The sequence below is a fragment of the Chitinophaga fulva genome, assembly GCF_012927205.1.
In the GTDB taxonomy this organism is placed as follows: Bacteria; Bacteroidota; Bacteroidia; order Chitinophagales; family Chitinophagaceae; genus Chitinophaga; species Chitinophaga fulva.
The window spans coordinates 720,474-735,332 of the sequence record NZ_JABBGC010000004.1; the positions used below are offsets into that span (position 1 = coordinate 720,474).

The 14,859-nt window shown below is 49.1% G+C and carries 11 protein-coding genes; 5 read left to right on the top strand and 6 right to left on the bottom strand.

Annotation, left to right across the window (positions count from 1 at the left end; translation table 11 throughout):
* Window positions 1–101: 101 nt before the first annotated feature.
* From HHL17_RS31330 to HHL17_RS31345, 4 genes are all read right to left on the bottom strand, one after another.
* Window positions 102–1,994, bottom strand: a complete 1,893-nt coding sequence (locus HHL17_RS31330; RefSeq protein ID WP_169228749.1) for a CocE/NonD family hydrolase — start codon at window positions 1,992–1,994, stop codon at window positions 102–104.
* A gap of 73 nt (window positions 1,995–2,067) precedes the next feature.
* Complete coding sequence (locus HHL17_RS31335; protein ID WP_169228750.1) at window positions 2,068–2,418, bottom strand: MmcQ/YjbR family DNA-binding protein; 351 nt, start codon at window positions 2,416–2,418, stop codon at window positions 2,068–2,070.
* Between the two features lie 123 nt (window positions 2,419–2,541).
* Window positions 2,542–3,435 carry a hypothetical protein gene (locus HHL17_RS31340; protein ID WP_169228751.1) on the bottom strand — a complete coding sequence of 298 codons (894 nt, stop codon included), beginning with the start codon at window positions 3,433–3,435 and terminating at the stop codon, window positions 2,542–2,544.
* Window positions 3,436–3,570: 135 nt separating this feature from the next.
* The gene (locus HHL17_RS31345; protein ID WP_169228752.1) at window positions 3,571–4,083 is read right to left on the bottom strand and encodes a hypothetical protein; all 513 of its coding nucleotides are present in this window, start codon (window positions 4,081–4,083) and stop codon (window positions 3,571–3,573) included.
* Between the two features lie 276 nt (window positions 4,084–4,359).
* Between HHL17_RS31345 and HHL17_RS31350 the strand changes: the two genes are divergently transcribed.
* The gene (locus HHL17_RS31350) at window positions 4,360–5,619 is read left to right on the top strand and encodes an alkaline phosphatase family protein (protein WP_206156235.1); all 1,260 of its coding nucleotides are present in this window, start codon (window positions 4,360–4,362) and stop codon (window positions 5,617–5,619) included.
* Between the two features lie 3 nt (window positions 5,620–5,622).
* Window positions 5,623–6,216 carry a Crp/Fnr family transcriptional regulator gene (locus HHL17_RS31355; protein ID WP_169228753.1) on the top strand — a complete coding sequence of 198 codons (594 nt, stop codon included), beginning with the start codon at window positions 5,623–5,625 and terminating at the stop codon, window positions 6,214–6,216.
* 86 nt (window positions 6,217–6,302) lie between these two features.
* On the opposite strand, the gene gcvP is transcribed toward HHL17_RS31355, so the two are convergent.
* Window positions 6,303–9,167 carry an aminomethyl-transferring glycine dehydrogenase gene (gcvP, locus tag HHL17_RS31360; protein WP_169228754.1) on the bottom strand — a complete coding sequence of 955 codons (2,865 nt, stop codon included), beginning with the start codon at window positions 9,165–9,167 and terminating at the stop codon, window positions 6,303–6,305.
* Between the two features lie 163 nt (window positions 9,168–9,330).
* Here gcvP and HHL17_RS31365 point away from each other — a divergent pair, with 163 nt between their 5' ends.
* Window positions 9,331–9,825 (top strand): YkgJ family cysteine cluster protein, encoded by a 495-nt coding sequence (locus HHL17_RS31365; RefSeq protein ID WP_169228755.1) that lies wholly within the window; start codon window positions 9,331–9,333, stop codon window positions 9,823–9,825.
* 5 nt (window positions 9,826–9,830) lie between these two features.
* Here the strand turns inward: HHL17_RS31365 and HHL17_RS31370 are convergent, their stop codons facing one another.
* Window positions 9,831–11,090, bottom strand: a complete 1,260-nt coding sequence (locus HHL17_RS31370; RefSeq protein WP_169228756.1) for an MFS transporter — start codon at window positions 11,088–11,090, stop codon at window positions 9,831–9,833.
* A 105-nt stretch (window positions 11,091–11,195) separates the two neighbouring features.
* On the opposite strand from HHL17_RS31370, the gene HHL17_RS31375 reads away from it, so the two are divergent.
* Window positions 11,196–12,422, top strand: coding sequence for a PQQ-dependent sugar dehydrogenase (locus HHL17_RS31375; RefSeq protein ID WP_169228757.1), 1,227 nt, complete (start codon window positions 11,196–11,198; stop codon window positions 12,420–12,422).
* Between the two features lie 230 nt (window positions 12,423–12,652).
* A complete protein-coding gene (locus tag HHL17_RS31380) occupies window positions 12,653–14,776 on the top strand; it encodes a carboxy terminal-processing peptidase (RefSeq protein WP_169228758.1) in 2,124 nt (707 codons plus the stop codon).
* Window positions 14,777–14,859: the final 83 nt, after the last annotated feature.

Genomic DNA, 14,859 nt, shown 5'->3' on the forward strand with positions numbered 1-14,859 from the left:
TACGAAGAGTAGAGCGAGGTGATATGTGATAAACGTACCATAAAAAGAAAACCGTCTGATGTGTTATCAGGCGGTTTTCTTTTTTATATCGATGTTGATATTTACTGTGCTATCGGTAACAATACTTTAGATGCGTGGGTAGCATCATGATAGATTTTGATATCAGCCTTTTTGAAATCTTTGTCAGTGGCTTTGTAGATATCCATGAACTGTTGCGGGTTGCGGTCCGCCAGCGGGAACCAGCTGCTTTGTATCTGGATCATGATACGGTGGCCCTTCTGGAAGGTATGGGCTACATCCGGCAGGGTGAATTTCACCGGAGTAGGTTGGCCCGGAACAAAGGCTTCCGGCTTTTCGAAGCTGTTACGGAATTTGCCACGCATGATCTCACCACGCACCAGCATCTGGTAACCTCCCATAGGATAAGTGGAAGAAGGCACACGGCGATGTTCAGAAGCAGCGTCTTCTTCGTATTTGAAGTCATTCGGGAACACGTCTACCAGTTTTACCACGAAATCAGCATCAGTACCGGTGGTGCTGGCTATGATATCGGCAATAACAGGACCGGCAAGGGTGATGTCTTTGTCCAATACTTCTGATTCAAATGCCACTACATCTGGTCTGCGGGAGGCAAAACGCTGGTCATCGGTCATATAGCTGATGGTCCGGTTGAAGTGGATATCTTCTGTATATGGAACGGGTTTGGCCGGATCGCTGATGTATTCGCTGAAACTGTTGGTGGCGGTAGGTTGAGAGAACGCCAGTTTACCGTCAGGTTGTAGGTAAACGGGTTGTGCTTTCATATCAGCCGGAGGCCATTGTGGCAGCCTTTTCCATTCGTTTTTGCCGGTGAAGAAGATCGTCGCTTCAGCGATATCCGGTGCCTGGCCTTTGCCTTTCAGGTAATAATTGAAGAAAGGAATTTCGATGTTGTTGGCATAATACTCAGAAGTGTTGCTGCCAAAGCGGACGTTGCCAAGATGGGTACCATCGTTGGAAGCCCATTGACCATGATACCACGGACCCATCACAATACGATTGTTGGTATTGGGACTTTCGGATTCGATGGTTTTATAGGTATTCCAGGCGCCGAAGCAGTCTTCTGCATCAAATACGCCGCCTACTTCCAACATCACCGGTTTTACGTTTTTCAGGAAGTTGCGCACGTTACGTGCCTTCCAATAGTCGTCGTAGTTAGGATGGGCGTACATTTCATGCCAGAAAGTTACGCTGTCGCCGATGATTTTGGAGAAATTAGGCAATGCGCCTGTTTCGAGGTAGTATTTGTAGTTGTCGCGGGTGTAGTATTCGATGCCTTTAGGCCCAACGGTGGTGGGTTTTGGGTGCGGGTGATCAAATACGGTGTAGAAAGAAAAGGCGTCTGTCAGCATGAAAGCACCGTTGTGGTGGAAGTCATCGCCGATGAACCAGTCTGTAACCGGCGCCTGTGGGCTAACGGCTTTCAGTGCAGGGTGGCCGCTCAGCGCGCCCATGGTAGAATAAAAGCCGGGATAGGAAATACCGAAGATGCCCACGCTGCCGTTGTTACCGGCGAGGTTTTTCACCAGCCAGTCGATGGTGTCGTAGGTGTCGCTGGCTTCGTCGATATCATTTTTCCCCTTTTTGTTGGGGTTAAAAGGACGTACGTTCACGAACTTGCCTTCACTCATCCAGGTGCCTCTTACGTCCTGGACAACCATGATATAACCTTCTTTCAGGTATTGTTTATAGTGGTTCTTGTACAGCGGGCGGAAATTGGCCTCTCCGTAAGGCGCGCAGGAGTAGGGGGTGCGTGTCATCAGGATGGGATGTTTCTCCGACTGGTCTTTTGGAAGATAGATGGAGGTAAACAGTTTTACCCCGTCCCGCATCGGGATATACACTTCTTTTTTGGTGTAATGGGTATACATCCAGAGGGAATCCTGGTTAACAGCTTTGGTAACTACAGGAAAGACGAACAGCGCGGCACAGGCCAGCAGCAGCCATTTTCTCATAAACGGTTTGTTTTAGACGGGGGCTAAAGTAGCAAAAAAATCAGGTAATCTGGCCGCAGAAATGGGTGAGCGGTTATTGGGCCAGCTTTTCCCGTTCTTTTTTAGGCAGACTGGCCACTACCAGATCATAGGAGTTCTTGATCCATTCCAATATAAGTTTATTGGAGATATTGGAATGCATATCTACAGTGTTCCAGTGTTTTTTATTCATATGGTAGCCGGGTGTTACGCCTTCATAACGTTCCCGTAGCTCCACGGCCTCATCCGGGTCGCATTTCAGATTGATGCTGCCGAATTCTTCGAGATTGGTGAGGGCAAACATTTTGCCGCTGACTTTATAAACGAGGGTTTCTTCTCCGAAAGGAAATTCTTCCGTAACGCCCGGAAGGGAAAGGCAATATTCGCGGTATTGTTCGATGTCCATGTATGACAGGGTTTTATGGACACAAAGATAAAAAAAAGTAAGGGCCGGAAGGCCCTTACTATGAGAAAGGTATTATTGTTTTACCTCAATGTATTTGAATTTGACGCTTTGGTAATAAGTATATTATTGTTTAACAATCCGGTATCGGTAACTGATCGTTGTACCGGAAGCGAGCCGTTGTTCTTGTGGATAATGCATGGTGTCTGGTGTAAAATAGGTTACAGGAATAGTCACTGCTGCACTGGTAGCAGTTTCATATCGGATGCTGGTCACATAATGTTCGCTGGCAAGGAACGGATAACCTTTCCAGATGTTGTTTTGCAGGTCTGCTGTGACCATGCGCAGTAACAACGGGTTTTTGGACAGGTACCGGTACAACGGGTTCGGCTGGCTGCCATAGGTCATGTCGTACTGGTACGCTTCTGTTGTAGGCGGAAGACCAATAGGCTCCACATAGTTGACGATATGGTACTGCCGGATATCCTGCTGGTCGTAAAAATATTTTTCATAACTCATCATTCTGCCGAAAAAGAATGGGAGCGTGTCTGTATAACCAATCAGGGAGAAGCGGCGGGCATCATCCTGTAAATACCTGGTGGTATCATAACCGGATATTTCATCTCCGAGGTTGCGGTAGTAGGTGGTGTAGACCGTTAGTCTGCCGGGAGCCCATCCCAGAGAATCTTTCTGGGAGAGGCTTTTGAGGGTGTTGTCATTTTCATTATAGTGACGGGCTAATTTCAGATAGCCGTCAGCGTTATACATGAAAGCGGTGTAGTTCTGCCATTGCCGATAGGAGGTATTGTAATCCCAACGTTCTGTGAGTTGCAGCTGATTGTTGTATACAAGGCTGTCTTTCGGGGTACCGTTTATGCGGATGGCAGTCACCAGATAGTTCTCTTGTTGCTGTGCAGGTGGTTGCGGCGGATCAACATGTTCTTTTTTACACTGGCAGGAATGTGTTAGCAGCAGGATAGCGGCCAACAGGGAAATACCATATGTTCTCAGGTAAGGCATGCAGGGGATCTCAATAAGCCTTCCTAAGATAGGGATTAATGGTCATTTAATCCGTAGTAATATCAGTAGATAAGTTGGAGGTATATACCGGTACGTTGGCTTGTCCGACGTACCGGCTTTAGATGTAGGTTAAAGCTATTTTTTATTGATGGCGATGATAACGCGGGAGTAGCGGGCGTAAGTGATTTCCACTTCCTGGCCGGCGCGGTAACCTTCCAGGGCGCCACGCATCCAGTAAAACAGGCGTTTTTTCTGGTTGTCCAGTTTTATCATGATGTTGGTCTGTGTATCGTTGTTCTCCAGATATACCGCTTCCATGGGAGCCTGCAAGGTGGCTTTTTGCAGCGCTACCAGGTCCTTCTTCAGTGCCCAATACCGGATATCAGTTACTTTAATCAGTGCAAACACCAGCGCAATCACAAAACAAATCATCCATACCCAAAACCAGGCATTCTTATAGGAAAACAGGGAATCATCTGCATCGCCCAACGTATTGTGGGTATACAGGTAAATCTGCGGAATGATAGCCGCTACCAATAACACAATAAAACCTATTAACGCAAATTTCCGTAACTGCTGTTTGTTCCGCTTCAGTGCTTGTTGTAGTAAAAAGTTTTCCTCAGTTGTAATAAAGGTGTAGTCGGACATAGTATCGATGGTTTTTCAGTTGGCTAATATATAGATAAACAGTCAATTAATTAAATTTATATATATAATATTTTAAATTATGGTTGTTATTTTGCTGTTATTTTAATCAGATGATTGATTTTTGGATAAAATATTATCATATAATCTAAATCGTACATTAACGTTTATATAATTCCCTGTTCAACCGGATGTGGAATAAGTTTTCTAATTTGCGCGTCTTTAACCCATCCTGTTATTACTCCCCATCAACACATCATCTAAACTAAAACAACGAAAGTGAAGCGGATTTTCATTTTATTGGCGGCAGCACTTCTTACAACAATAGGCCTGTATGCACAGGACACAGCTCAACTGACAGTAGAAGGACGGAAAAACAGCGCCTCCCAGCAAACAAAGCCTTACGTGATCATGATCTCCATCGACGGGTTCCGGTATGATTACGCGGAGAAACACCATGCACAAAATCTGCTCCGTCTCTCTGGTCAGGGCGTAAGGGCTACTGCCATGCAACCTTCTTTTCCTTCACTGACATTCCCCAATCACTATACACTGGCTACAGGCATGTATCCGGCACACCACGGCCTGGTAGACAATCACTTCTACGACCGTAAACGGGATGCTATCTATAAAGTAGGTAACCGTGATGCGGTGGAAGACGGCACCTGGTACGGAGGATTACCGCTGTGGATACTGGCGGAAAAACAACAGATGGTCAGCGCCAGCTATTTTTGGGTAGGCACTGAAAGCGCTATTCAGAACATACGGCCCACCTATTATTTTAAGTACCAGGAAAAAACAGGCATCGACCAACGTATTCAACAGGTGGTAAATTGGCTGCAACTGCCGGTAGAGCAACGTCCACATCTCATTACTTTCTACTTCCCGGAAGTGGACCATATGGGGCACAGTTACGGGCCTGACAGCGACAGCGTGAAAAATGCCGTACAGTTTGTGGATGCCGCCATTGGCCGCATGCAGGAGGCAGTGAATAAACTGAACCTGCCGGTCAACTTTATCATCGTGTCCGATCACGGCATGCTGCGGGTAGATACGGAACGTACCTTGTCCCTGCCGGACAGCCCGGCCCTGAAACCGCTCCGCATCGTGCCCGGCGGCGAGAAAATAATGCTCTATGGCAATAACGAAGCGGATATCAAAACAGCTTATGATTTCCTGAAACAACATGAAAACCATTATACCGTATACCTGAAAAAAGAAACACCGGAAAGATGGCACTACGGACAGGAAGATGTGTATAACCGCATCGGAGATATCGTAGTGGTGGCGGAAGCTAACTATGCTTTCGGCATGCCGGGGAAGAAAATGCACCCGGGGCATCACGGCTTCGATAATAATCTTACTGATATGAATGCTATCTTCATGGCATGGGGACCGGCCTTCAAAACCAATACACGCATCGCCACTTTTGAAAACATACATGTGTACCCGTTAGTGGCCCGTATACTCGGCCTCGATATTACACAGCCGATAGATGGTAAGATTGAAGTGCTGGAACCGGTATTAAACCAGCAATAAATAATGGACCAGCAAGACTTATATGGGCTACTGTTGCAACATGTGGCCCGGCATATACAACTCACACCGGAAGAACAGCAATATTTCGTCAGCCTGCTGAAACCACGCCGCCTGCAACGGCGCCAGTGGTTATTACAGGCTGGCGACATCTGCCGTTATGAGTATTTCATCATACAGGGATGCCTGCGGTCCTACATCACAGACCGGAACGATGTTGAGCACGTATTACATTTTGCAGTGGAAGATTGGTGGATCACTGATCTTGAAAGCCTGTTGACACAAAGCCCTTCACAGGTGAGTATTGAGGCACTGGAGCCTTCCTGTGTGTTGCAACTGGAGCGGGAAGCCCTGCAAAACCTTTATCAAAAGGTACCTGCCTTTGAACGTTTTTTCAGGATACTGCACCAGAATGCTTATCTGGCACAGAACCGCCGTATTCTACAGAATATCAGTCACACGGCAGCGGAACGGTATGAAGCTTTCCTGGAGCGATATCCGGCCATTGCCGCCCGTGTACCGCAAAAGTACCTGGCTTCTTACCTGGGCATGACGCCTGTTTTCCTCAGCCAGCTTCGCAACCACAAAGCCGGAAAATAGAATAATATAACCCGGGGTTAAAGCCCTGGGAATAAAAAAAGCTGCTCCGGGAAGGAGCAGCTTTTTTATTGCATTTAAATGAGCTGTTACGCTACAGATTCCTCGTAAGCACTTACTGGTTCGCAGGTGCAGATCAGGTTCCTGTCGCCGTGAGTGTTGTTCACACGGCTTACGGAAGGCCAGAATTTGTTGGCTTTCACGTATTCCAGCGGGTAAGCTGCCTGTTGACGGCTGTATGGACGGGTCCATTCGTCGGCAGTGATCACAAACTGGGTATGTGGCGCGTTTTTGAGTACGTTGTGCTGTTTGTCGGCAGTACCTTCTTCCACCGCGCGGATTTCTTCGCGGATGGCCAGCAGGGCGTCGCAGAAGCGATCCAGTTCACCTTTGTCCTCACTTTCGGTAGGCTCGATCATGATAGTGCCCGGTACCGGGAAGCTCATGGTAGGAGCGTGGAAGCCGTAGTCCATCAGGCGTTTGGCCACATCTTCGGCTTCAATACCGGCAGTAGCTTTAAACGGACGGAGGTCTACGATGAACTCGTGGGCGCAGGTACCGTTAACACCGGTGTAGAGGATATCGTATGCTTTTTCCAGTCTTGCCTTCATGTAGTTGGCGTTCAGGATAGCATATTCAGAAGCCTGTTTTACACCAACATTACCGAGCATACGGATGTAAGCGTAAGAGATGAGCAGGATGCTGGCAGAACCGAACGGTGCTGCAGATACCGCATGAGATACTTTACCGTTGTTCAGTTCCACGTGACCTGGCAGGAATGGTGTCAGGTGTTTTGCCACGCAGATGGGGCCCATGCCGGGACCGCCGCCACCGTGAGGGATAGCGAAGGTTTTGTGCAGGTTCAGGTGGCATACGTCTGCACCGATGATGCCCGGAGCAGTGAGGCCTACCTGTGCGTTCATATTAGCACCGTCCATGTATACCTGGCCACCGTGTTCGTGGATGGTAGCGCAGATTTCTTTCACTGATTCTTCATATACACCGTAGGTGGAAGGATAAGTGATCATGATACCGGCGAGATCTTTGGCATGTAAAGCAGCTTTGGCTTTCAGGTCATCTACATCGATGTAGCCGTTTTCCAGTGCTTTTACTACTACTACCTTGAAACCAGCCATTACTGCGGATGCAGGGTTGGTACCGTGGGCGCTGATCGGGATCAGCATCACATTACGGTGTCCTTCGCCTCTGCTTTCGTGGTATTGACGGATCACCAGCAGACCGGCATATTCGCCCTGGGCGCCGCTGTTAGGCTGCAGGCTGCAGGAGTCGAAACCAGTGATCTGGCTGAGGTATTCGCCCAGTTCGGAGGTCATCTGCAGATAACCGCCAGCTTGTTCTTTCGGGGCAAACGGGTGCATTTTGCTCCAGTGGGCCCAGCTCAGCGGAATCATTTCGGAAGCTGCGTTCAGCTTCATGGTGCAGGAACCGAGGGAGATCATGGACGTGTTCAGGGACAGGTCTTTGTTCTCCAGCATTTTCAGGTAACGCATCATCAGCGATTCGCTGTGATAGCTGTTGAACACCGGATGTTGCAGGTAAGTGGAGGTACGCTCCAGGCCGGCAGGGATGGCGGCTTTACCATTGGATATGCTGGCTGCGTCTGCGCTACCGGCGCCGAATACACGAAGAACATCGTTGATGTCGGATATGGTGGCGGTTTCATCGATAGAGATACCTACCTGGCCGTTAGCGAAATAGCGCAGGTTGATACCAGCTGCTTCAGCGGCTGCTTTCACATCGCTGGCGCCTTCGATTACGATGGTATCGAAGAAGTTACCAGCGGCCAGTTTCAGTCCTTTTGCCTGTAATTTTTCTGCCAGCGCAGCGGTGAGCAGCGCTACACGGGTAGCGATGTTCTTCAGTCCTTCAGGGCCATGGTATACGGCGTACATGGCAGCCATATTAGCCAGCAGGGCCTGAGCGGTACAGATATTGGAAGTAGCTTTTTCACGTTTGATGTGCTGTTCACGGGTTTGCAGCGCCATACGCAGGGCACGCTGGCCTTGTGCGTCGATGCTCACACCAATGATACGGCCGGGGATAGAACGTTTGAAGTCGTCTTTCACGGCAAAGAATGCAGCGTGAGGACCACCAAAGCCCAACGGAACACCAAAACGTTGTGCGGAACCAAAGGCGGCGTCAGCACCCAGTTCTCCCGGGGAAGTTAACAGGGTCAGTGCCAGCAGGTCGGTGGCTACGCCTACGAAAGCGCCCACGGTATGTACTTTCTGGATGAATTCCTGGTAATCTTCAACAGCACCCACATTGTTAGGGTATTGTATCAGCGCACCGAAGTAATCAGCGTCGAACTGTGCTGTTTTGTAATCGCCGACCACTACTTCAATGTGCAGTGGAGTGGCACGGGTCTGGATAACGTCCAGTGTCTGAGGGTAAACGTTGGTATCTACAAAAAACTTAGGCCTGGTTACGTGGTCGTGGTCTTTGTTGAGGGCGTTGAAGAACATCGTCATTGCTTCTGCAGCGGCAGTGGCTTCATCCAGCAGCGACGCGTTGGAAATCGGCAAACCCGTCAGGTCACTTACCATCGTCTGGTAGTTCAGCAGGCTTTCCAGTCTTCCCTGGGAAATCTCCGCCTGATACGGCGTGTACTGCGTGTACCATCCTGGATTCTCGAATACGTTACGCAGGATCACGCTAGGCGTGATCGTGTCGAAGTAGCCCTGACCAATATAGTTGCGCATTACCTTGTTCTTAAGGGAAACCTCTTTCAGATGGCGTAGGTAATCGCTTTCGCTCATAGCAGCGGGAACTGCAAGCGGATGCTGCATGCGGATAGCACCGGGAACAGTTTTGTTGATCAGTTCATCCAGATTGGCTGTACCTATGGTTTCCAGCATCTGGTTCTTCTCAGCTTCATTCGGACCAATGTGACGGTGCACGAATTCAATTTGTTGGATATCAAAAAGATTCATGATGTTAGCAGGTAGTTTGAAATAGAATGCGCAAAGCTATGCAGATTTTAAGCAATCGCCAAAACACTGGCAGCAGAGAAGGAAAACAGTGATAAATGATACTGTTGGTAAGATAGCTTGTGTCATAATTTTGTCCACCGGGTATTTACTTATCTTTGCGCCAATGAGCAAGATTTTAGAAGACTGGGAACAGAAGGCCAAAGACAAACAAAAGGCCAACAAACAATTCCTGCAGAAGCTGCAGACACGCCGCGGTAAAGGGGTGGAGAAGCTGCTGCCGGAACTTCATGACGAAGCGTTCAGCCATATCGACTGTATGGACTGCGCCCGCTGCTGCAAATCTATCAGTCCCCGCTTCAAAGCCCCGGACATCAAACGGATTTCCAAATACCTGGGCATGAAAGAAGGCGCTTTTATTGATACTTATCTGCGTATTGACAAAGATGAAGATTATGTGGTGAAGTCAAGCCCCTGCCCGTTTTTAGGAGGAGATAACGGCTGCAGCATATATGACGTACGCCCCGGCGATTGCGCCAACTACCCCTACACCGATAGCTACGATTTTTTCAAACGTCCCAATATCACTTACGAAAACAGCACGGTCTGCCCCGCTGTATTCTATGTACTTGAAAAGTTGAAAGATAAAATGGATCTCTGACCTGATCACGGTTTCAGGTCCAGCTTACGCATGGCCGGACTGATAACATAGGTGGTAGCCACCACGGCCAGCGTAACGCAGCCACCAAATACCACAGAGGTGACCAGTCCCAGCTGCCGCGCCATGAAGCCGCTCTCAAAAGCGCCCAGCTCATTGGAGGAACCTACGAACATGGAGCTTACAGAAGCCACACGGCCACGCATTTCATCCGGTGTTTTCAGCTGAAGAATCGTCTGTCGGATAATAACACTGACACCATCCAGCGCTCCGCTAACCAGCAGAATAGCTATGGAAAGCCAGAAACTGGTAGACACCCCGAAGAGGATGATCGTTATGCCAAAACCAAATACAGCAGCCAGCAGTTTGATGCCGGGCTTGTTGACCAGTGGCCGGTGCGCGATAATAAACATGGTTATCAGTGACCCAACAGCCGGCGCGGAACGCAACAGGCCATATCCCAACGAACCCACGTGCAACACATCTGTGGCATAAGCCGGCAACATGGCTATGGCCCCGCCAAACAATACAGCAAACATGTCCAGTGACATGGCGCCCAGCACCACTTTTGTCTTCCACACAAAACGCATCCCGCTGGTCAGTCCCTGTAAGAAGGTTTCCCCTTTTTCTTTATAGTAAACCGGCTTGGGCTTGATCTGAATCAGGCTGTAAAGCGGCGCCAGGAAAATGGCCACCACCAGCAACATCGACCAGTGTACGCCGAACCAGTGGATACAAAGCCCGCCCAGCGCAGGTCCCAGCACGCCGCCGATCTGCCAGGCAGAACTGCTCCAGGTGGAAGCGTTGGCATATAATGCACGGGGTACCAGCAAAGACATCAGGGAGAAATTAGATGGACTGACAAAGGCCCGGACAATACCGCCGGTAAATACCAGGAAATAGATCGATAATAGTATCCATTGGGTGGAGAGGCCCGCCACAGCTTTGTCCCACGTTAGCAGAAAAAGACCGGTACTGATAAAGATATAGGCGATCACACATTTCAGCAACAACCCCCGCTTTTCCCGTTTGTCTACCAGATGCCCGGCGAAAGGAGCCAGCGTCACGGCAGGAATAACTTCAGACAATCCTATCAATCCAAGGGTAAACGGGTCATGGGATAGCGCGTATACTTTCCATTCTATGATGGCGAACTGCATGGCCAGCGCAAATACCAATGCGAAGCGGATGACCAGATAATAGTTAAACTCCTGATAGCGTAGCGATGCGTATGGGTCGTTTCTGGGTGTAGAGGCCGTTGTGTCCAAGCGGGTGTAATTTACTGCCAAAGGTAAAAAGCAGGAGGGAAAAAGCAAAAAGTCATCAGTAAAGGGATAATAATCTGCTATTTTTATTGCTTCAAATTCCGCACGATGATGAAAATACAAGGGTTGTTATGTGGGATGTTCATTCCCCTGTTATTCAACCATGCTGTACTGGCCGGAGAGCCGGACAAAGCAGCGCCTCCTCCCAGAAAAGCCAGGCTGCAACTGGTAACCGATAAGTTCATTTCCCCGGTCAATATGGCGGTCCCTCACGATGGTACAGGCCGGTTATTTTTCTGCCAGAAAGAAGGGAAAGTATGGATTGTTGATAAAAAGGGCAGCCAGTTGCCACAACCTTTCCTGGATGTAAGTTCAGATATGGTAAAGGTAAATCCTGCCTATGATGAAAGAGGACTGCTGGGCATGGCTTTCCATCCCGACTTCAAAAAGAACCGTAAATTTTATGTGTACTACAGCGCACCGGTGCCGAACCCGGTCAAACGGGTGCTGGACCATAAAAGCAGGCTGGTGGAGTTTACTGCCTCTGCCACCAATCCTGATGTGGCCGATCCGGCATCCAAAAGGGTGCTGATGGAGATCAACCAGCCGGAGTCTAACCATAACGGTGGCCAGCTGGTGTTCGGTCGCGACGGATACCTGTACATTGGCCTCGGTGATGGCGGCGGCGGTGGCGACAAACACGGCACCATCGGCAATGCGCAGGACCTGGGCACCGTGTTGGGAAAAATACTGCGTATAGACGTGAATGGTACACCGTATAAAGTGCCGGCAGACAATCCGTTTGTGAAAACAGCGGATGCAAAGCCGGAAATATGGGCCTATGGCTTGCGCAATCCATGGCGCTTTTCGTTTGACAAAGCTACCGGTAAGCTGTTTGCCGGCGATGTGGGACAAGCCAAATACGAAGAAGTGGACATCATCACCAAAGGCGGTAACTACGGCTGGCGCATCATGGAGGGATATCATGATTTCAACGTTCCTGCCGATGCCGACCGCAACAAACTGACGCCTCCCATACACGAGTATGACCACGATCTGGGCATCAGCATCACCGGTGGATATGTGTACAGAGGTAACGCCATTCCTTCCCTGAAAGGCCTTTATATTTTCGGTGATTACAACGGGAAAGCCTTCGTGCTGGTGCCAAAGGGCAACAAATGGGAACGGGCAGATCTCGAACTGTCCAATCGCCCTGCTGATAACCCCTTCATTCTCAGCTGGGGAGAAGATGAGCAGGGAGAAATTTATATGCTCACGAGCATGTCTACCAAAGACGGTTTTAAAGGCGCTGTTTATAAGCTGGTAAAAGATTGATAAAATGCAGTAAAGGCGCAGGGCTGACGGCTTTGCGCCTTATTGCTGTTACTCTTCCTACTCTCTGTACTCACCTGTTTGGCAAGCCCCATTTCATGCCTCATCCGACCCTTCGCCCGTCTGCGCGACCGTTTGGCCCAATTTTTTGTTAAAAGGAAATAATTTCAAGTGGCAACGGACGATTTTATTTTATATTTGATCAGACAACGTTTACGTTAATAGAGATACATATGAGACTGAAAGTGATTATCCCGGTCGTGCTCCTCAGCATATCTGCCGGTGTGTTGGCTTTTAACAAGCTGGGCCATGCAGACGACCCCCCTGGCCGCTACGAAGTCATCATGAACCTGGTAGGCCAGATGCTGAAGGAAGGGCACTACCAACCCAAGCCCATTGATGACGCCTTCTCCAGAGAAGTTTTTAATAAATATGTGCGTAGCCTGGACGTGGAAAAGAAGTTTTTCCTCAAATCTGACATTAACCGTCTGGAACCGCTGGCCACCCATATAGACGATGAACTGAAAGGCGCGCCGGTAGATTGTTTCCGCAATATCAACACCCTGATCAAACAAAGGGTGGCTGAAGCAGCGGTCATCTACCCCGAACTCCTCTCCAAACCGTTTGATTTCACTGTGGACGAGAAAGTGACCCTCGACCCGGAGAAGCTGGACTACCCGGCAGGTGAAAACGCCCGGAAGGAAGCCTGGCGTAAAGTGCTGAAATACCGCACACTGGAAAAACTCACTGATCTCCAGGAGATGAGAGAGAAAGCAAAAGACGGCGACAGCGCTAAAACCAAAACCGACGCTCAGCTGGAAAGCGAAGCCCGCGTAAAGGTGAAACAGCTGTATGACCGCTACTTTGAGCGCCTGAAAAACAGACAAAACGACAACGACCGTTTCAACTTATACGTTAACGCCATCACCACCACGATGGACCCGCACACTGACTACTTCCCACCCGATGAAAAACGTGCCTTCGAAGAACAGATGGCCGGTAAATTCTTCGGCATCGGTGCCCAACTGAAGGAAGAAGGTGACCGTATTAAAGTGGTAAGCATCGTTACCGGAAGCCCCAGCTGGAAACAAGGTCAGCTGAAAGCTAACGACGTTATCCAGAAAGTGGCCCAGGGAAACACAGAACCAGTTGATATTACTGGTTACCCTGTAGAAGATGCCGTGAAACTGATCCGTGGTAAAAAAGGCACACCGGTAAAACTGACCGTGAGAAGTGTGGATGGTACGACGAAAGACATTACCATCGTTCGCGATGAGATCGTGACAGAAGAAACCTTTGCTAAATCCGCCATCATCAATGGCCAGCATAAAATAGGCTATATCTATCTGCCGGAATTCTATGCTGACTTCAACGATCGTAACGGCGCCCGCAGTGCGGAAGACGTGGCCAAAGAAGTAGCCAAACTGAAAGCGGAGAAAGTGGAAGGTATCATCCTCGACCTGCGCTTCAACGGTGGCGGCTCTCTCCAGGACGTGGTACAGATGGCCGGCCTGTTTATTCCGGAAGGCCCTGTGGTACAGGTACGCTCCAGAGGCGGCGACGCGGTGGTGCTGCGCGATCGTGATAAAAACGTTCAATACGACGGCCCGCTGGCCATTATGGTCAATGAATACAGCGCATCTGCTTCTGAGATCATGGCAGCAGCGATGCAGGATTATAAACGCGCAGTGATCATCGGTAGTGGCCAGACCTTCGGTAAGGGTACGGTACAACGCCTGTTCAATCTCGACGATTTCTATCCGGTAAAAGATGGTGGCAGCCTCGGCGCCCTGAAACTTACCCAGCAGAAGTTCTACCGGGCCAACGGCGGTTCCACCCAGCTGAAAGGCGTAGCATCTGATGTAGTGCTGCCGGACCCATACTATGATGTGGCCGAACGCAAAGACAGCGATGCCCTCGTATGGGATGAAATTCCCCGCGCTTCCTTCACTCCCTGGATTAACCCGGTGCCTGCTGAAGCGCTGAAAAAGAACAGCGAAAAAAGAATGGCTACCAGCCAGGCTTTCAAGCTGCTCACCGAAAACCTGAATGCCCTGAAGAAACTTGAAAAGCAGGAAACGTATTCTCTCAACCTGCAAACTTTCAAGGCTGAACAGAAAACCAATACCGCTGCCCTGAAAAAATATGATGCAGTAAACGATAAAGTGAAAGAACTGAGTATCATTAACATCAAGTCAGATATGGAAAAACTCGGCAACGATTCCTCCAAGATCGCCCGTAACAAGGACTGGATCAAGGTAAGAACGAAAGACATCTATCTTGATGAAGCCGTGAATGTGATGAACGATCTGATTGCCATGTCACTGCCGAAGATGGAACGGAAACCTAACCGATAACTGTGATGGTCATGATTATTGCTGATTCGCCTGATTGAGCGGAGATTGTTGATCAACAGTAATACAATAGCAATATAATAAAA